A 17,953-nucleotide genomic window follows, 5' to 3' on the forward strand; every position below is an offset into this window, starting at 1 on the left:
GCACACATCGGCGGGGGACGGGGTGTATGCACCGAGACCCCGGCCCTCTGCTGTGAAACAGCCCTGCGGGCGACACGCGGTTCCGGTCGGCCGGGACGTCGTACGGCAGCCTGCGGGCAGCCGCCAACTCCTGGCGCTACGGCGTCTGCGTCGTGGGCGGCTGTGCGGGAAGGGACTGCTCCTGCCGCAGGGCCAGGGACGCCGAGAACCGTGCGCGGGCGACCGGTCCGACGAGGGCGACGGGCAGGGTGACGGCGGCGGCGATCGCGAAGAGCGTGCCGAAGTGCTCGTCGTCGGCCAGCCCGCTGACCAGATACGTACTGAGGGCAGCGCCCGTGTACACCGCGCATGCCACCAGCGACGTGGCGATGCCGCGTACCTGCGGCGGCGCGACCTCGGTCCCCCAGGTCTGCACCGTGGACTGCACCAGGGCGAAGGCGAGCCCGGACAGCACGCTGGCCGTCAGTACGGTCAGCATCGACTGGGTGGGCACGCAGACCAGGTAGCCCACGCCGAGCAGCGCGCTGCCGACGGCGAAGTGGGTGGCGGCCGACACCCGCTGGCCGAGGGCGCGTACCGCCACACCGCCCACCACAGCGGCCAGACCATAGCTGCCGGTGACCAGACCCGCGTACACGACGCTGTGGCCGCCCGACTGGAGGGCCGTGTTGAGGAAGTTGAAGAAGCCCAGCATGGCCGCGCCCTCGAAGACCGCGAAGGCCACCAGGAACCGGAACCAGCCGATCCGGAAGACCATGCCGAGCCGGGCCGAGACGCTCGTGCCGCTGGGCGCCGGGGCGGATGCCTCCGGCAGGCGGCCGAAGGCGAGGACGAGCAGCGGCGAGCAGATCGCCACCAGCAGGATCGCGGCGCGCCAGTTCCACAGGTGCGTGAACACCCCCGCCACCACGGTCGCGGCGGCCGTGCCGACGGCCCCGGCCGCGAGCACGCTCGCGACGGTCCGCTGCCGCTGGGCGAACGGCAGCCGGTCGCCCACGTACGCGACCATCACGGGCAGCAGGGCGGCCGCCGACGCGCCCGCGAGCGCGCGTCCGAGGATCAGTACGCCCAGGTTGGGGGCGAGCGCGGACACCAGATCCGCGACGCACATGCCCATCAGGGCGACCCGCATGACCGGTACGCGCCCGTACACGTCGGAGACGAGACCGTGGATGGGCTGCATCAGACCGAACAGCAGCAGATAGGCGGTGAGGGCGATCGTGACGGAGGAGAGGCTGACGCCCAGGCCCTTGGAGGCGGGCAGCAGCAGCGGGGTGATCACGATCCGGTCGAAGTTGCCGAGGAAGGAGCCGGCGTAGATCAGCCGCATGTCCTGGGCGTCGGTGGTGCGCTTGTCCACTGCCTTCCCTCCGGTTCGTCGGTCTGCTGACGGGCCGCGGTTCTCGCGTGCGCCCGCGCCTCCATGGCTGCCGGAAGGCAATTAATCACTAGCGCTGATAGTCAGAGGACCTGATGGGTCAGTATGGGGCGGCCCGCTGGAATCGTCAACGCGGGCGCGCGGCCTCGCACGCGCCAACAGGCCCGCGCGAGCGCCCCGTTGGCGCAACGGGCCGTCCGCGCGACTGGTCACGCGCCGGAGCGCGTGCCGCGTGCCCGTCCTGACCGCCGCGGAGGCTTGACGTGTCTCAAAGTCATTGGTCTTCTGTCTGAAAGGCAGTCAGTGCTGCTGTCGGACCCGAGGCGCGAGGCCGCGCCGCCTGGCCCCGGCAGGTGCCCTGGGGCAGACCGTGCGCTGCACCTGGCGCTCGCCGAAGGAGCCGGAGGATTGGCCGTGGGCAAGGAACTCGGCGTCACGGATCCACTCTTGTGCGAAGGGCTTCGGCAGTGGCACGGCTTCCTGTTGTGCAGAGCGGCCCGGACGGTGGCGGGTTCCGTCGAGCGTGATCTGTCGCCACTTCAGGTGACGATGCGTCAATTCGATGTGCTGAGCGTCGTCGCCGCCGAACCGGGAATCAACCAGCGGGCGGTGGGCAACAAGCTCCGCATCAATCGCATGACCGTCGTCACCCTGGTCGACAAGTTGGAGGGGGCGGGCCTGATGGAACGCAGGCGCGGCCCCGACCGCCGGGCCCTGGCGCTGCACCTGACCGGACGGGGACTGCGACGGCTGCGGGAGGCGCAGGAGGTGCTGGCCGGGGTCCACCGCGAGTTCCTGGGCCCTTTGTCCACCGAGGAAAGCGAAGCCCTGCGGGCCCTGTTGGTACGTCTGGTGGTGTGCGGCCCCGGTCTCTGAGGATGGGTGGAAGGGAGGAGCGGGGCGCGGGCGGTCGGCGCCCGTCGCCCCTCAGTCGAGGTCCCCGTCCCCGTCCCCGTATCCGTTTCGCGCGGCGGTACGCGCCGTGTTACCTGGGCCGACTGGCCCTGATCACCGTGGCGTACGCCTCGCGCTCGCCCGTCGACGTGGTGACGGTGTGCACCACCCGCTCGGCGCGTTCGACGCGCAGGTCCGGCAGTTCCGCGCGCAGGCGGTCCGGGGTGTACATCCGCTCCGGTTCGGACGGCCCTTCGAGGCCGATGCCGAGGTTGTCGAGATGGTGCCCCACGATCACCAGCCGTCCGCCCGGAACCAGCGCCTCGGACGTACGCGCCAGGAGTGCCTCCCGCTGTGCCGGTTCGAGGTGGACGTACGTGATGAGGGCGAGGTCGAAGGTGGAGCGCGGCGGTTCGTAGGAACCCAGATCCGCCAGGACGGTCGTCACCTCCACCCCCGCCTCCTCGGCCTGCCGGCGTGTGCGCTCCAGGGCCACCGAGGAGATGTCCACGGCCGTCACCTGCCAGCCGCGGCGGGCGAGCCACAACGTATGGCGTCCGGCACCCGCCCCGAGGTCGAGGGCGCGGGGCCGTGCCGCCGCCGGGCCGGAAGGCGCGTCCGGCGCCACCAGCGCCAGCTCCTCGACCGCCAGCGGGTGGGGAGCGAGCGTCCAGCCGATGTCACCGTGGGTGTAACGACGGTCCCAGTACTCGGCCCAGTCCGTCATCTGCGCTCGCACCTCCGCACGCCGGGAAGAACCTTGAGCAATCTGACAGCACGGCAGATTATCACCAACGCTGCCCATGTCGGAGGGGTGTGATGAGCTGATGGCAGGATGGGGGAGTGGCGACGAATCTTCCCTGGTCGGGGCTTCCCGATGACCTGGTGGCGGCGAGGACACGGGTGTACGACCCGAGCGGCTTCGTCTGCACTCGGCCGGTGCCCGAGCCGGAGAGTGCGGAGTACGCGGCTCATGGGTTCACCCTGGACGGGCTGGCGGTACGGTTCCGCGTGGCCAGGACCACCCCGACGAAGGTCGGCCAGTTCGTGACCGTATGGCAGCGGTCCGCGCAGGGCCCGATCCGCCCCTTCGACGTCGACGACGGCATCGACCTCTTCGTCGTCAGCAGTCGCGACGGCGGGCACTTCGGGCAGTTCGTGTTCCCGCGCGACGTGCTGTGCGAGCGCGGCATCGTCTCGCGAGCCGGAGTGGGCGGCAAACGGGGTTTTCGTGTCTATCCGCCCTGGGTGACGACCACCAACCGACAGGCACGCGGTACGCAGGCGTGGCAGGTGGCCCACTTCCTGCGGCTCGACGAGGACGGCCGGGCCGACACGGCACGTGCCCGAACCCTCTACCACCCCTAGCGAGTTTCCTTTTTGGTGTTTCCCCGTATGACCTCAAGGGCGCCCGGATGGTGGGTACGCGTCGGCCGCCCGGGGAGATCCCCGGGCGGCCGATGTGGGAAAACCTGCCTGCCGGTCAGCGCCGGCCCTTCATCCGTTCGACCGCGGCGACACCGACTGCGGCGAGTGCGATCTGGATGGCGAGTTCGATCCAGTCGATGCCCTTGGTGTCCGCCACGTCCAGGGCGGCGGCGATGGCGGTACCGATCAGAGCGGCGATGATACCGACGGCGATGGTCCACAGGATGCCGGTGTGCTGGCGGCCGGGCAGGGCGAGGCGGCCCAGAACGCCGATGATTGCGCCGATGATGATGGCGGTGATGATGCCGGAGATCTCCATGCCGTCCCTTCCTCGAAGTCGTTCGCTGGTCGGATGCCCGCACGACGCGTGCTCACACGCCACGGCTTCGTGGAAGATGTCCCGGCCGTCCGATGGCCGGGGCTGGTGCGCCTACAGTTCCAGGAGGGGCTCCAGAGCACGGAGTGCCGCACGGATCTCCTCCAGGGGCAGCGCGCGTTCGCGGTCCAGGACGAGGTAGATGAAGAGGCCGCCCTCACGCAGCCGCAGCAGCGGCCGGATCAGGTGGAGCTCGGTGCCGAGGGTGATCAGGATGTCCTCGACGCTGTCCGGGGCGTAGCCGAGGAGCTCCAGGGTGTACAGCTTGGCGCGCATCACGTCGCTGTCCCCGTAGGCGACCTTGTCCATGTCGAGCCCGCTGCCGCGATCGAGGGAACCCAGGACCCGGCGCTGGCGGAAGTCGACCACGGCCACCCCGGTGGCCCCGCCGATCGCCAGCGCCTTCCGCAGTACCGTCGCGATGGTGTCCATGGCGCCCCTCCCGACTCCCACCCGGCCGGGCTCCTCCAGCCGCACCCGGGTTCCGGCCCCTTCGGGCCGCAGGCACCTTAGCGGACGGATCACCGGTCGCGTGCCGCCGGGAGGGGTCCCCGAGTGACGGCCGGTGAGTCCGTTCGGGTGATGGTCCCGGCGGAACGACGGCCACCCCGGCGGGTGGGCGTGTCCCCCGCGCACGGTGATCGTTGACAGGCCATGAGGAAAATCATTGCTGTCACGGTCTTGACCATGTCCGCTCTGGGACTGGCGGGCCCGGTCCACGCCCACGGCGCCTCCGCGGCCGCCCCCGCCTCTTCTCCCCGGCTCGACGGGCCGCCGTGGCCGTACGCGGACTGCATCAAGGCCGCCCGGAACAAGGGCGAGAGCCGGAGCTACTCCAAGTGGCACTGCGACCAGCTGGTGCGCGCGGGCTGGGTCAAGCCCCCCAAGCGGTAGGACGCTTCACGAGCCGGGGCCTGGGCCGAAAGCGTTGTCGGGGTAACAGGGCGCGGGCCCGGTCGGCGCCCGTGTCCCACCGCCGCGCCCGTGCGCCGGCCACGGGTGGGCGGGTGAGGTCTCCGGGCCGCCCTCACCAGGTCCCGGTCACGCCTCTCGCATGCCTCGGCCCGACGGCCCCGCGACCTGAGCCGGCGGACGGCGCCCTCTCGCCCAGAGCGCCACGATCACCGAACACACCGCCGCGGACGCGCACCACGTCGAGATGTACTCCTGGCGCCACAGCGCGGCGGACACCGCGGCTCCCACGGCGACCAGCACACCGAGCAGGACCATGCCACGGTCGCCGGACAGGAGCAGGGATCCGATCGTGGCGAGGAGGTAGCCGCCGACGATCAGTTCCGGCTGCGCAAGGCCGAGGGAGTAGCCGACGGTGTGCCCGCGGATCTCGGCCGTCACGGTGCGGGTCGCCAGCGCGTGGGCGAGTGCCGTCGCGGTCGCGAGTCCTGCCGCCAAGGGGATGAGCAGACGGCGGCGCGCGCTCGGCGGCGCGGCGCAGAGGACGGCCGCCGGTACCCACAGCGCCAGCAGGGGAAGCGCGATGACGGCCCAGGCCACCGTGGCGGGCCCGGTGCCACCGTCGTTGTGCCACACCGCGGCTTCGACGATCTGGTGACTCCCCAGGAGGAGCGGCAGCGCGGCCAGGGGCACATCGCGGGGGCGCCGGGCCGCGAGGGTCACCGAGACGACTCCCACGGCCGCGATGCCCGCACCCGCGACGAGGTCGGCTGTCGCACTCCAGCACATGGGAGCCACGGTACGACTCCTGTGGCGCGTGTGGGTGCCCACCGGAGGACGGCGGTGTGTCCTCGAAGTCGAAGGACCCGCGCTCGCCCCTACCTGGCGGGCGGTCCCGCCCGCCCGGGTGCGCCGCGGGGACGGGTCGGAAGCCGTCGACCTCGGCGACCGTGAGCACGCCTACGCGCCGGCCACCGCACACCCCTCGGTGACGGGCCTCGCCTTCGGGGCGGCCGACCTCGCGGCCGAACTCGGCACCGCACACCGGGACGTGCTGGACGCGGCCGCCCACCGCGTGATGCTCGCCGCCGCCGCGGGTCGGCTGCCGCGCCCGCCCATGAGCGTCTTCCCTGTCGTACGCGACCTCGACGGGCCGGCGGCGGACCGCGCCCGTGGCCGCGAACGCGGCTTCTTCGGCCGCTCGGTGGTCCACCCCGCCCAAGTCCCCGTCGTCACCGCCGCTTTCGCGCCGAGCGACCAGGCCGTGGCCGCCGCACGTCGCCTCCTGTGGAGCGTCGAGGCAGCCCACACGGCGGGCTCGGGCGCCCTGGCTCGACGAAACCGGCGCCCTCGTCGACACCGCGGCGCCGCGCCAGGCCCGCACCGTTCTCGACATCGCCGCCCTGGGGGCGCGGGACCCCGTCTGAGCGCCGTTCCCCGAGCGCCCGCAGGTGCGGACGGCTCCCCGTCCTCCCGGCGCTTCAGCGTGCTCCCCGCGACACCCGCCGCGCCCCCGCGCGGCATCCGCGCCGCCGTTTCGACCGGCAGTGCCGGGGCAGACGACGTAGCGTCACGGCTCGCTACATCGGGAGGGTTTCATGTCCGGTCTCCTCGCCAAGATCAAGCAGTTCAGCCGCACCCCGCAGGGGCAGCGGACGATCGCCTCGGTGCGGCGCGCGGCCTCCGACCCGCGCAAGCGGGAGCAGGCCCGCGGGATGTTCAAGCGGCTGCGCGGCGGGCGCTGACCTCACGACGGACTCGCCCCCGGCGCCTCGGGGGCAGCCCCGCCGAAGAGCAGGTTTCCCACGCACCCGGGCTCGTCGCTGGTGAAATAGTCGTGGAGGGACTCGCTCAGTTCGTCGAGGTTGGTCATGCCGTCCCCGTTGGTGTCCAGCCGGTGGGCGATGTGGGCGGCCTCCGCCTCGTCCGCGCCGAGGGCCCGTACCAGCTGACGCGTCTCGGACCTGCCGAGAAGACCGTCCTGGTCGTGGTCGGCCGCCATCAGGATGGCCGTGACCAGCGGCAGAATGCAGGTGTCGTACGTGGCGGGGGTGAAGGCGAGTTTGGCCAGGGCGGTCGTGAACGGCTCGCGCGTCAGGGACTGCGAGGAGAACACCCCGGCCTCGCCGGTCAGACTGCGCCAGTACGTGGCGAACGCGTCGCGGAGGGCCAGCGCCTGCCGGCTGTCCGTCTCGTGCCCGAGGCGCGTGGCCATCCGGGTGGCGGCGGCCGTGAAGTCCGCCGCCGTGACGACACCGTCCGCGTCGGTGTCGAAGAGGTGGAACTGCCGCCGGTGCTTCTCCGTCACCAGGGACGGCACCTCCCCGGGCCACGCGGGATGGACGTGCGGTCTGGGTGCCGTGCGGCGCGGAACGACCGGCTGCCGCGTGGCGCGGGCCTCAAGATAGCGGCTGGTGGCGGCGTAACTGAGGTCGATGCGGCGGTGGATGGCGGCCAGTTCGCTGCTCCTGCTGGGCCACCGGGTCTCCGGCCCCCGCATCGGGGCATCCTCACCACTGGGCAGGACGTGGACGCGTACGCCATCGGGACGGCTGTTGAGGACCTGGTGCAGATGGTGCCTGCGGGACACCTCGAAGATGGTCGCCCCCAGGTGCCAGGGGGTACGGGCCGGGCGCAGGGGGCGTTCGTTCTGCCGCATCCGCAGGACGTAGATCGTGTGAGCGCCACTGGCCACGGCCCGCGCCAGGGGTACGGATTCGACGACCCCTCCGTCCACGTAGTGCTCGGCACCGATCCGGACCGGAGGCCACAGCCCCGGCACGGCGCTGGAGGCCAGCAGCGCGGGGAGCAGGGGTCCGGAGTCGAAGTACCGTACGGCCGCGCGCTCGATGGACGCGGCGACGCACTGGTAGGGGACCTGGAGATCCTCGATCCTGCTCGGCTGGGCGAAGTGGGTGGCCAGGAGGGCGCGTACGGCGGTGTTCGTCTTGATCTCGGGCCGCAGGGCGAGCGCCTTGAGCAGGCTGCGCGGGGTGAGGCCCATGACCCGGTCGGCGACGAAGTCGTGCCAGAAGCGCAGCATCTCCTCGCACACCGTCGGCGTCGGGTTCCTGGCGATCATGGCTCCCTGGATCGACCCGATGGACGTACCGATGACCAGGTCGGGAGTGATCCCGTGCTCGAAGAGAGCACGGACCATGCCTACCTGGTGGCCGCCGAGGGCGCCGCCTCCGCCGAGCACGAAGGCGACTTCGGGCGTGTGGGTGGGGTGGTGTGTCATCTCTGCGGCCTCTCCAGGGCGGTGATCCGGGCGCGAAGCGCGCGGTCGGCGTACTGAGTGCTCAACCAGGCGGGCAGCCCTTGAGCCGGTGCGGTCACTGTGGGGCAGGGGCCGGGACATGGCCAGGGGCCGGAGCCGCGGCCGGGGCGCGGACGCGGGAGATCCACGCGTCCATGGCCGCCCACTGCTGATCGAGCCAGGCGGCGGCCGCCGCGGGTTCGCGGGGTACGTCCGCCGCCGGGGTGTGCCACCAGCGCAGGTGTACGCGGCGGTGGCCGGTCGCCGGATAGCCGAGGTCGGTCAGACAGCTCAGCGGGTCTTCCAGCCCGGTGTGGCCCACGACGACGACATCGGCCTCGACGGCCTGGGCCAGCACCCGCGCCGCCCCGGACGGCACCGGGGGAAGCACGTGCCGCAGGTCCCGGGCCCACGCCGCGCGCGCGGGATCGGACGTGTGCAGGGCCGCCAGGACCCTGCGCCTTCGCGCAGCGGTCATGTGCGTCCCTTCGGGGAAGAACGCGAGCACGTCGTCCGGGCCGAGCCTCTGGGCGTGGTGGATCAGGAACCGCATGGCCCGTGCCGGACCGTGCCGGTTCCACCGGATCAGCGCCACCCGCGGCGGACGCAGCAAGAACGCGAGGGCCGGATCCCAGGCCGGCAGGAGGCGTCCCACCGAGATCAGGCCGCGTCCCAGTTCATGGCAGGCGAGCAGGGCCAGCAGCTGGGGGTTGAAGGGGCCGGAGTGACGGACAAGGAGCACCACCGGGCGACCGGGCTCGATGGAGGGCGGCGCGTGACGGCCCTCCAGGAAGAATCCCGCCTTCTCGATGCCCGTGGTCAGCAGCCGGTGGCTCAGGTGGCCCAAGAGCTGCTCACGGGCGCGCGTGTCCCGTGCCCGGCGCGACAGCAGGGCGCGCAGGGCCGGGAGTTCGAAGAAGACGAGATAGACCCACGCCAGGCGCAGGCAGTGCCCTACGGCGGTGCCGCGCCGCAGGGCGGCCGGCCCGGGCGCGCTCACGGGGCCGTCACCACCAACGCGGCGTTCTGCCCGCCGAAGCCCACCGAGTGCGTGAGCACCGCTTTCACCGTCCGGCGCAGGGTGGAGGGGACGAGGTGCAGGTCGGTGGCCGGGTCGGGGTCGCGAAGGTTGGCCGTGCCGGGGATGGTCCGGTGGGTGATCGACAGCACGGCGCACACCGCCTCGATGGCTCCCGCCGCCCCCAGGCTGTGACCGGTCACGCCCTTGATGGAGGTGACGGGCGGCCGGTGGGGGAAGACCCGGGCCAGCACCGCTGCCTCGGCCGCGTCCCCGCGAGGCGTCCCCGTGGCGTGGGCGTTGACGTGGTCCACCTCGGACGCGGACAGATCGGCGTCGGCCAGCGCGTCGCGCACCGCCCGCTCCAGCCCGGTGCCGTCGGGGTGGGGTGCCACCGGGTGATGGGCGTCCGCGGTCTCGCCCCGTCCCGCGACGCGGGCACGGACGCGGGCCCCGCGCGCCAGGGCGTGCTCCTCCCGCTCCAGGATCAGCACGCCGGCGCCTTCGGCCAGGACGAAGCCGTCACGCCGGGAATCGAACGGTCGGGACGCCCCCTTCGCGTCCTCCGCACGGGACAGCGCGCCCAGTTGGGCGAAACCGGTGGCCACCACCGGGGTCAGCGGCGCCTCGGTGCCGCCCGCCACGACGATGTCGCAGCGCCGGGCACGCAGCATGTCCAAGGCGGTGCCGATCGCCGTGGTGCCCGAGGCACAGGCCGTCGAGACCACCAGGCAGGGGCCGGTGATCCGGTGCGCGATCGTGGTCTGCCCGGCCGCCATGTTCGACAGGTAGTGCGGCAGGAGGAGCGGGGAGACGGCCTGGGCGCCCCGGTCGCGCATCGTCTCCTGCGCCAGGACGCAGGCATCGAGTCCGCCCACGGAGTTGCCCAGGACCATGCCGACGCGCGAACCGTCCCACTGCGCGGGGTCGAGCCCCGCGTCAATCAGGGCCTCCGCCACCGCGGCCAGCGCGAACTGGCCGAACCGCGCCGTACGGTGGGCGCGCTCCGCACCCAGTACCCGCTCGGGGTCGAAACCGGTCACCCGGCACGCCAGGCGGACGGGCGACGGCGCGAGCAGGGGTTCCACCACCGCCGTCGGCAGCCCGGAGCAGATGCCGGCCCAGCTCTCCGCCACGCCGACGCCGGCCGGAGTCACCAGGCCCAGCCCCGTGACCACGACGGCGCCGCTCACCGGCGCAGCCCTCGCTCCAGCAGGGTGACGAGCTCCTCCACGGTCTGGGCGCGCGCCGCCCGGTCACCGTCGACGGCACCGCGATAGGAGTTCTCCAGGGCGACGGCGAGTTCGGCGCGAGCGAGGGAGTCCAGATCGGCCAGGGACGTGTCCAGGGCCAGGTCGTCGGCCGGAATCCGCAGCGTTTCGGAGATGAGGGCTCGGACTTCAGTGAACATGGACATCCCCAAAGGGCTCGTGGAGTCGATGGAAGAGAACGGCGACCCGGGCTTTCGTCGCCTCGGCCGGACCAGTCGTCGGACCAGCGCCGACCGGGCCTCGCTGTGGCCTTGCTGCCCGGGTGGCCGGAGGCGCCGAACCGCGCGCTCCAGGGAGTCAGTGGTGCCCCGTCCGCCGGATCCGCCCCAGCGGCGCGGCACCCGCCCGGCGTCCCGTACCCGGGCGATCCGCCCGGGCCGAGGCCGGCCCTGTGTGCCGAGGTCGCACCGGCGACCCGGATGCACTCACGTTCGTCATACGCCATGCCTTCCCCGCCTCCCGGGCGCGGCGATCGGCCGATCGGGGGAGTGGTGCCCCTTCCATCAAAGATCCCGGTTGAGCCGGACCGAGTACCCCGGCCGGGGCGGCGAACCCGGCAGGCACATGGCCCGCCGCTCACCCATCAGGGCGATATCAGGCAGAAAATACGACTGCACCGGCACGCCTGCGGCCGTTGCCGCACGGCGACCGGTGACCATCTGCCTCACAGCGATCCTCGCTCAAAGGTGGTCAGGATGGGGCTTCGGCGCGGGTGCCCACTGGGCCGGCACACGGCCTTCCTCGCCGTGTGCACGATCACGGCCGCGATGTGCGCGGCCTACGCGGACCGCGCACCGGCGGCCCGCGCGGGAGGAGTCGGGGAGAACGGCCTCCAGCTGACCGTCACCGTCAACACCCGTCCCGGGCTCGGCGCGGTACAGCCCGGCATCCGGGCCGGCGCATTCGTCGTCAAGGTCTACCGGCTCACCAACCGCAGCGGGGCCGACCTCTCCTCGGTGCGTCTGACCGATCCGGCCGTAGCGCCCGCGCTGCTCCGCTGCGGCGGCGGTTCCGGCAGTCCCGGAACCCTGCGGGCCCTGTCGAGCACCACCTGCACGGCCCGGTTTCCCGCCGCCCCCGGCCCGCACACCGGCTGGGTGACCGCGACCGGCGCGATCGCCTCCCTCGGGATACGGATGAAGGCTGTGGCCCACAGCGGCTACGCGGGTGTGGCCGGGCAGTTGTCCTTGTCCGAGAGCGCGCTGCTGACCAGTTTCAACGAGGCCGAGGTCCGCTACGTCCTGACCAACCCCGGCAACAGGACGGTGTACGACGTACGGCTGGCCGACCCCGCGCTGGCACCCGGCCGCATCGACTGCTCCGGCCGTACGAACGTCCCCGATCTGCCCCCCGGTACGTCCGTGACGTGCGCCGCGCAGGTCGTGCGGCCCCCCGGTACGTACCGCAGCGCGGGCGTGGCCACGGGAAGCGACCGGACGATCACGCTGGGCCCGGCGGGGGGCGGCGAAGCACCCCCCGTCCTCACCGCGCACGCCTCGCTCTCGTTCAGCGTCCCCACGCCACCGATTCTCCCCCCGGCGGCCCTGGCACCGCCGTTCCCCTTCCGTCCGGCGTTCCCCTTGCAGCCACGCCCTCCTCTGCGTCAGCAGGCGCCTCCCTCGACGGGCCCCGGCACGGTGGCACCACCGGGCTCACCCGGAGCACCCGGAGCACCTGGGACGCCCGGGGCGGGCGGAGCAGGCACACCAGGCGCAGCGTCAGGGGCAGGCGGGGCGTCGGGGCCGGGCGGGGCGCCGGGTTCGGCTGCCGCACCCGTACCGGCCGTACCGCCGCCGGCCGGCGGCCTGCCGGGGCAGCCGCCCGGCCCGGCCACGCGCGGCCTGCTCGCCCAGCCGCCCTTCTACAGCGCGCCGATCGCGCCCCCCGGTCCCCCCGGCCCCTTCGCGCCCGGGGAAACGCCGGCGGCTCCCCTTTTCGGAGAGGGGGCCGTGGGGACCGGACCCGCCCCGGCCAATGGCGGAACCGCCGGTGCCGTACCCGTGGCTCCGGGCGCCGGGGCCGGGGGCGCGGGCGCGGGGGGTGCTGGCGTCGAGCAGCCGGGCGGTGGGGCGGCCGGCGTCGCGCCCGCGGCACCGGGAGGCGGGGTGGCCGGAGCACCAGGAGGCGGGGTGGCCGGAGCCCCGGGAGGCGGGGTGGCCGGAGCCCCGGGAGGCGGGGCGCCCGGTGTCGCGCCCGGGGGCGGAGTGGCAGGCGTGGCGCCCGCACCGCCCGCTGCGGGGACCGGCGGCGTGGCGCCCGCGGTGCCCGGTGGAGGTACGGCCGGCGCGGCGCCCGTGGCCCCGGGCGGCGGCGGGGCGGCCGGGATCGCGCCCGCACCACCCGGCGGAGGCATCGCGGGTGCGGCGCCCGCACAGCCCGGCGGCGGGACGGCCGGTGTCACACCCCCGCGGCCTCCGGCGCCGGTGGTGCCGCCCCGGCCGCGGCCGCCCCGTACCAACGAACGCCCCGGAGAGGAGGCCTCGGTCCTGACCCGGGTGCGGCGCAGGGCTCGGGAGGTTTCGGGCCTGTCCGTCGTGGCCGTCCTGCTTCTGCTCCTCATTCCCGCCGCGCTCGCGGCGGCGCTGATGGGTTCACGCCGCCCGTGATCCACCCCGTGATCCGCCCCGTGACGCACCCCGTGATCCAGAGGGACTCCCGTGCCTGACACCTTGCAAAGCCTCGCCATTGTTCTCGGGGTGGCCATGCTCGCCGCCGCCGTGGTCGTGGCGAAGGGGCGCCTCTTCCCGCCGGGCCCCGACGAGGAACCGCGCGAGGACGTCGCCGAGTACATCTCGATGATGGTCGGCGTCCTCTACGCCCTCGTGCTCGGGTTGGCCCTGGTGTCCGTATGGGAGACCAGCAGCAGTGCCTCCTCCCACGTACAGGAGGAGGCCAGTGCGCTGCACGAGACGTATCTGGTCGCCGACGCGCTGCCGGCGGACGAGCGGGAACAGGTGCGTACGCTCTCCGGCCAGTACGCCCACCACGTCGTCACCGCCGAGTGGCCGCGGATGGCGGACGGCGAGAGCCTCGGCCCCGAGGGCTGGACGCTGCTGAACCAACTGCGCACCGCCACCCGGCTTCCGGCCACGGCCACCCCCGCCCAGCAGATCGCCGCTCAGGAACTCCTCGCGCAACTGGGCACGCTCGACGAGGCCCGGCGCGGACGCGAGGCCGACGCCCAGAGCAGCCTGTCGCCCGTCCTCTGGCTGGGCCTGATCATGGGCGGGGTGCTGACGGTCGCCTTCATGTTCATCTTCGGCATCCGGCGCAGTTTCACCCACATCGTCATGGTGATGGGCCTGGCCGGGCTCATCACATTCCTCGTCCTGCTCATCCGGGAACTCGACTCACCCTTCGGCGATGTCCTGGGCACCGACGCCACGGCGTTCACGCGCTACTTCCGTACGTGATGGGGAGGGCGCGGGGAGGGGTGATGGTCGTGCCCTTCGCCGCGAGAAAGGCACTTAGCATGTACACGACGCGCTAGCGCGACCAGGGGGAATCCGCGGGCTGCTCAGGCTTCCGCTCCTCCGGGTCCGGAACCTGTGGCCGAAGGATGAACGTATGCACCGCCGCTCCACACCCCTGTACGGGGTACTCCTCGCCCTCCTCGGACTGACGCTCACCGCATGTGGCGGTGACGCGGAGAGCGGCAACCCCGGTATCTCCGAGGGGCGGCCGGTGAAGGGCGGTTCCAGTCAGGAGAGCCCGTCCGCGAGTGCGTCCCCGAAGGGGGAGTGGGGTCCGGCGCTGGCGATGGGCCAACCCTCACCGAAGCTGTACCAGCCCGCGAACACGGGAGGCGGCACGTTCGAAGTCGCCGCCAAGAAAATCGTCAGGGGGACCCGCGAACAGGCGAAGTCCCTGCACTGGGACACGGTCGCCCCGGGCGAACTGATGGGCGACACACCGTACTTCGTCTACTTCACGTACACGCTGAAGGCAGGCAAGCCCCAGTCACCCAACGCCGACCTGGGAGCCCATGCCGCGGCCCTCGACAAGAACGGCGTGAAAGTCGCGGACCGGCCGACCGTCCACACGGGATACGTCGATGGCGGGTGCGAGGTGCCACCCGTCTACATGGGATGGGACGTCGGCGAGACCCACACGCTCTGCACGGTCTTCGCCGGAAACGCGTCGAACCCGCCGAAGCGGCTTGTCTGGACGACGGCCCTGTCCACCGACAAGGACTACATGAAGGCCGCGTCCTGGGAGTGGACCACCCGGTGATGGCCCGCGACTGAGAGTGCGGTTGGGGGCAGCCGGGACAAGTCCCGGGCGCTCAGGCCCGTCGGACTTGCCCCGGCCGGGCGTCACGCCCCAGCCGATCGAGATGGCGGGGTGCGGTGCCTAGCCGTTGGTGCAGCTGTTCCCGGTGGCGGGGTTGAGGAGGCCGATGACATCTATGGTGTCGCCGCACACGGCGACCGGAATGTGGATCGGCACCTGGGTCACGTTGCCGGAAAGGAGGCCGGGCGAGTTGCTGGCCACGCCGGTCGTGGTGTCAGGGCCCGGGCCGTCGTTGGCGAGGGCCGTACCCGCTCCTGCCAGGGTGAGGACCGCGGTCAGGGTGGTAGCGGCGACGATGCGCATACGCATGACAACCTCCAGGGAAATCTTCAGGGTGAAGACGGTCTCCCGTGGCGGGACGCGGCTTGCACAGACCGGTTCCGCCCCATCGGGTTCGTGGCGGCCCGGGCGCTCGTCAGTGTCGTTCCAGGTGTACCCGCTGGACGTGTCTCGGCGCGCATGGCGGAGCACCTCCCGTACGCTCATCGGCGAGGGTGCCTGGGCTCCCTCTCCAGCCTGGTCCGACAGGGGTTGGGCGTCGCATCGGGTTAGCCCAAACGGGTGACAGCCTGCGTGCCGTGGTCCTGCGCACGGCCCGGATCGCGCCCCTGCCGCTGCTGCCACACTGGGAGAGTGACCGACACCGAACGGCAGACCGAGCGGCGTCTGGAACGCGCCATTCTGGATCTGCTGGAGCGTCGCAGCGCCACCGCGACGATCTGCCCCTCCGACGCCGCACGGGCGGTGTACGACGGGGACGACGACGGCTGGCGCGCGCTCATGGAACCCGCCCGGCGCGCGGCCCGGCGACTGGTCGAGGCCGGCGAGGTCGAGATCACTCAAAGTGGCCGACCCGTCGAACTCTCTCAGGCGCGGGGACCGATCCGTATCCGCCGCATCCGGTGAACGTCGCGACGACGAGGCTGCCTCGTCGACGGTAGGCCCCGCGCCGCGACGCTGCCCGCACGCCCGGGGGCCGCGCCCGACGGGGCAGCGTTCCCGGCCGGGACGACCCTTGCGCCGTGGCGCAGGCGTGTAGTGCCCTGTCTGCCATGACATCGAGCAGAGTGGGTGCACTGATCGCCGCCGTGGTCGGCGGAGCGCTGCTGGCGGGCGCGCCAGGGTCGAGCGCGCAGGACATCGGCGCGACGGACGGACCGCCGCGCCGAGCGTCAGCTCTGGAAGGGATCGACCTGGACAGGGTGACGATCCCGGAGTTACAGGCGGACAGGGCCAAGGGGACGCTGACGTCGTTGACGCTGACCCGCGCGTACTTGCGGCGGATCGAGACCATCGACGCGAAGATCCACGCCGTGCTCTACACCGACCCGTCGGCCCTGCGACAGGCCGCCGCCAGCGACGCACGGCAGCGCGGCGGCCGACTGCGCGGACCGCTCGACGGCATTCCCGTGCTGCTCAAGGACAACGTCGGCACTTGGGACCTGCCGACCACGGCGGGATCGCTCGCACTTGCGGGCAAGCCGCCGGCCGAGGACGCGGTTCTGGTGAACCGGCTGCGGCAGGCGGGAGCGGTGATCCTCGGCAAGACCAACCTGTCGGAGTGGGCGAACTTCCGCGCGGCGAAGCCGACGTCGGGGTGGTCGGCCGTCGGCGGCCAGACGAACAACCCGTACGTCCTCGACCGCAACCCGTGCGGATCCTCCGCCGGCTCGGCCGCGGCGCTCGCCGCTTCGCTGTCCCAGGTGGCGATCGGTACCGAGACCGACGGGTCCATCGTGTGCCCGGCCGGGATGAACGGGGTGGTCGGTCTCAAGCCCAGTCTCGGTCTGGTGAGCCAGAGGGGAGTGGTGCCGATCTCCGCCGAGCAGGACACCGCCGGGCCCATGGCCCGCAACGTCATCGACACCGCGCTGACGCTGTCCGTGCTCACCGGAAACCGTGTCACGGGCCTCACGAGCCCCACGGGTGTCCCCGGCGTCACGGGCCTCAAGGACCGGTCGGGTGCTGACGCCATACCGGCCCAACGTACGCCCCAGTGGACCGAATCGGTGGGTCGGCAGGGCGGATTGTGGGGCAAGCGCATCGGTCTGTGGCGCCTGCCCTCGCTCGGCCCCGAGGTCGACGCCGTGATGACCCGTACCGCGGGGACGTTGCGAGCCGCCGGTGCCGAAGTCGTCGAGGTGACGCCCCCGTACCAGGACCGGCTGGCCGAGCTCGAATTCCCCGCGCTGCTCAGCGAGTTCCACCGGGACATCGACGCCTACCTGCGTACGCGCCAGGGGCCCCGGGACCTCGCCGCGCTGATCGCGTTCAACCGTGCCCATTCCCGGGAGCAGGCCTGCTTCGCCGGGCAGGAGCTGTTCGAGCAGGCCCTCGCCGCCCCGCCCACCACCGACCCGGGGTACCGCGCCCTGCGCGCCGAGCTGGCCGAACTGTCCCGGCGCTCGCTCGACGAGACGCTGGCCGCCCACCACCTGGACGCCATCGCCGCGCCGACGAACCCGCCGGCCTGGACGACCGACTGCGCGCGCGGCGACAACGACGTGATCCCGTCCTCCACCCCCGCGGCGGTGGCCGGGTACCCCTCGCTGTCGGTGCCCGCCGGAGCCGTGGGTGAGCTGCCGGTCGGGCTCCTGCTGATGGCCGGCCACCACGAGGACGCCGAGCTGCTCTCGCTGGGAGCCGCCGTGGAGCGACGGCTGCGGGCCTGGCGGGCGCCGCGCTATCTGCCGTCCGTGGGCGCCATCGCCCCCTGAGCGGACCGCGTCGGAGCGCTACGGGTGGGGCGCGGGCTCGCCCCAGGCTGTGAAGGACGGCGTCTAGTCGCCCGTTTCCCTCTGATTTCGAGGCGATCGCCGCGCCCCACCACCACCTCAAAAGGGTATGAACCGTCACTCTTCGTGAAAATCGGACACCCTCAAGGTGACTCGTCCCATAGGACCCACGTCACGTACGAACGGACGTCGTAGCCCTCAGAGGGCCTCACTGGCCGGCTCATCACCGCTTCCACCTGCGTAAACGGCCGCCCGGCCAGGGCGGGGACTCTCGTCCTTCCCTGCGAACCGGCCTAGTAGGAGGGGTCGTTGCCAGGGCTGGGGGTGGCCGGTAGAACTGGATGAGTCGCCGAGCGGTTCGGGTGTTTCTCCCCGGCCGCAGACGAACC

The 17,953-nt window shown here is 72.6% G+C and carries 19 protein-coding genes; 9 read left to right on the forward strand and 10 right to left on the reverse strand.

Annotated features, from left to right (window positions below):
* Window positions 1–136: 136 nt before the first annotated feature.
* A complete protein-coding gene (locus ABZ404_RS23430) occupies window positions 137–1,360 on the reverse strand; it encodes an MFS transporter (protein WP_358836789.1) in 1,224 nt (407 codons plus the stop codon).
* Between the two features lie 432 nt (window positions 1,361–1,792).
* On the opposite strand from ABZ404_RS23430, the gene ABZ404_RS23435 reads away from it, so the two are divergent.
* Window positions 1,793–2,254 (forward strand): MarR family transcriptional regulator, encoded by a 462-nt coding sequence (locus tag ABZ404_RS23435; RefSeq protein ID WP_358836788.1) that lies wholly within the window; start codon window positions 1,793–1,795, stop codon window positions 2,252–2,254.
* A gap of 109 nt (window positions 2,255–2,363) precedes the next feature.
* On the opposite strand, the gene ABZ404_RS23440 is transcribed toward ABZ404_RS23435, so the two are convergent.
* Window positions 2,364–2,999 carry a class I SAM-dependent methyltransferase gene (locus ABZ404_RS23440; RefSeq protein ID WP_358836787.1) on the reverse strand — a complete coding sequence of 212 codons (636 nt, stop codon included), beginning with the start codon at window positions 2,997–2,999 and terminating at the stop codon, window positions 2,364–2,366.
* A gap of 116 nt (window positions 3,000–3,115) precedes the next feature.
* On the opposite strand from ABZ404_RS23440, the gene ABZ404_RS23445 reads away from it, so the two are divergent.
* Complete coding sequence (locus ABZ404_RS23445; protein WP_358836786.1) at window positions 3,116–3,640, forward strand: MepB family protein; 525 nt, start codon at window positions 3,116–3,118, stop codon at window positions 3,638–3,640.
* A gap of 115 nt (window positions 3,641–3,755) precedes the next feature.
* Here ABZ404_RS23445 and ABZ404_RS23450 read toward each other — a convergent pair whose 3' ends face one another.
* Window positions 3,756–4,019 carry a GlsB/YeaQ/YmgE family stress response membrane protein gene (locus ABZ404_RS23450; RefSeq protein ID WP_358836785.1) on the reverse strand — a complete coding sequence of 88 codons (264 nt, stop codon included), beginning with the start codon at window positions 4,017–4,019 and terminating at the stop codon, window positions 3,756–3,758.
* A gap of 111 nt (window positions 4,020–4,130) precedes the next feature.
* Window positions 4,131–4,508, reverse strand: coding sequence for a hypothetical protein (locus ABZ404_RS23455; protein ID WP_358836784.1), 378 nt, complete (start codon window positions 4,506–4,508; stop codon window positions 4,131–4,133).
* A 255-nt stretch (window positions 4,509–4,763) separates the two neighbouring features.
* Here ABZ404_RS23455 and ABZ404_RS23460 point away from each other — a divergent pair, with 255 nt between their 5' ends.
* Window positions 4,764–4,970, forward strand: coding sequence for a hypothetical protein (locus ABZ404_RS23460; RefSeq protein WP_358836783.1), 207 nt, complete (start codon window positions 4,764–4,766; stop codon window positions 4,968–4,970).
* A gap of 147 nt (window positions 4,971–5,117) precedes the next feature.
* Here the strand turns inward: ABZ404_RS23460 and ABZ404_RS23465 are convergent, their stop codons facing one another.
* Window positions 5,118–5,777, reverse strand: a complete 660-nt coding sequence (locus tag ABZ404_RS23465) for a DUF6629 family protein (protein WP_358836782.1) — start codon at window positions 5,775–5,777, stop codon at window positions 5,118–5,120.
* Window positions 5,778–6,586: 809 nt separating this feature from the next.
* Here ABZ404_RS23465 and ABZ404_RS23470 point away from each other — a divergent pair.
* On the forward strand, window positions 6,587–6,733 hold the full coding sequence (locus tag ABZ404_RS23470; protein WP_358837801.1) for a hypothetical protein: 147 nt from the start codon (window positions 6,587–6,589) through the stop codon (window positions 6,731–6,733).
* Window positions 6,734–6,735: 2 nt separating this feature from the next.
* On the opposite strand, the gene ABZ404_RS23475 is transcribed toward ABZ404_RS23470, so the two are convergent.
* From ABZ404_RS23475 to ABZ404_RS23490, 4 genes are all read right to left on the reverse strand, one after another.
* Complete coding sequence (locus tag ABZ404_RS23475; protein ID WP_358837800.1) at window positions 6,736–8,229, reverse strand: patatin-like phospholipase family protein; 1,494 nt, start codon at window positions 8,227–8,229, stop codon at window positions 6,736–6,738.
* 94 nt (window positions 8,230–8,323) lie between these two features.
* The gene (locus tag ABZ404_RS23480) at window positions 8,324–9,247 is read right to left on the reverse strand and encodes a hypothetical protein (protein ID WP_358990828.1); all 924 of its coding nucleotides are present in this window, start codon (window positions 9,245–9,247) and stop codon (window positions 8,324–8,326) included.
* Complete coding sequence (locus tag ABZ404_RS23485) at window positions 9,244–10,458, reverse strand: beta-ketoacyl-[acyl-carrier-protein] synthase family protein (RefSeq protein ID WP_358837550.1); 1,215 nt, start codon at window positions 10,456–10,458, stop codon at window positions 9,244–9,246. Before ABZ404_RS23485 ends, ABZ404_RS23480 begins: the two co-directional genes overlap by 4 nt.
* Window positions 10,455–10,676, reverse strand: a complete 222-nt coding sequence (locus tag ABZ404_RS23490) for an acyl carrier protein (RefSeq protein ID WP_358837549.1) — start codon at window positions 10,674–10,676, stop codon at window positions 10,455–10,457. The genes ABZ404_RS23485 and ABZ404_RS23490 overlap by 4 nt, the downstream gene beginning before the upstream one ends.
* Before the next feature lie 555 nt (window positions 10,677–11,231).
* On the opposite strand from ABZ404_RS23490, the gene ABZ404_RS23495 reads away from it, so the two are divergent.
* From ABZ404_RS23495 to ABZ404_RS23505, 3 genes are all read left to right on the forward strand, one after another.
* Complete coding sequence (locus ABZ404_RS23495) at window positions 11,232–13,142, forward strand: hypothetical protein (RefSeq protein WP_358990831.1); 1,911 nt, start codon at window positions 11,232–11,234, stop codon at window positions 13,140–13,142.
* A gap of 51 nt (window positions 13,143–13,193) precedes the next feature.
* Complete coding sequence (locus ABZ404_RS23500; RefSeq protein ID WP_358837371.1) at window positions 13,194–13,949, forward strand: hypothetical protein; 756 nt, start codon at window positions 13,194–13,196, stop codon at window positions 13,947–13,949.
* 154 nt (window positions 13,950–14,103) lie between these two features.
* Entirely contained in the window at window positions 14,104–14,769 is a 666-nt protein-coding gene (locus ABZ404_RS23505) for a hypothetical protein (protein ID WP_358837370.1), read from the forward strand.
* 120 nt (window positions 14,770–14,889) lie between these two features.
* On the opposite strand, the gene ABZ404_RS23510 is transcribed toward ABZ404_RS23505, so the two are convergent.
* Window positions 14,890–15,138 (reverse strand): chaplin, encoded by a 249-nt coding sequence (locus ABZ404_RS23510; RefSeq protein ID WP_358837369.1) that lies wholly within the window; start codon window positions 15,136–15,138, stop codon window positions 14,890–14,892.
* A 324-nt stretch (window positions 15,139–15,462) separates the two neighbouring features.
* Between ABZ404_RS23510 and ABZ404_RS23515 the strand changes: the two genes are divergently transcribed.
* Both ABZ404_RS23515 and ABZ404_RS23520 read left to right on the forward strand, forming a co-directional pair.
* A complete protein-coding gene (locus tag ABZ404_RS23515) occupies window positions 15,463–15,735 on the forward strand; it encodes a DUF3253 domain-containing protein (RefSeq protein ID WP_358837368.1) in 273 nt (90 codons plus the stop codon).
* 146 nt (window positions 15,736–15,881) lie between these two features.
* Window positions 15,882–17,546: an amidase family protein gene (locus ABZ404_RS23520; RefSeq protein WP_358837367.1), complete on the forward strand. Its 1,665-nt coding sequence runs from the start codon at window positions 15,882–15,884 to the stop codon at window positions 17,544–17,546.
* The last annotated feature ends 407 nt before the right edge of the window (window positions 17,547–17,953 follow it).

The organism is Streptomyces sp. NPDC005878, from assembly GCF_040629815.1.
Classification (GTDB): Bacteria; Actinomycetota; Actinomycetes; order Streptomycetales; family Streptomycetaceae; genus Streptomyces.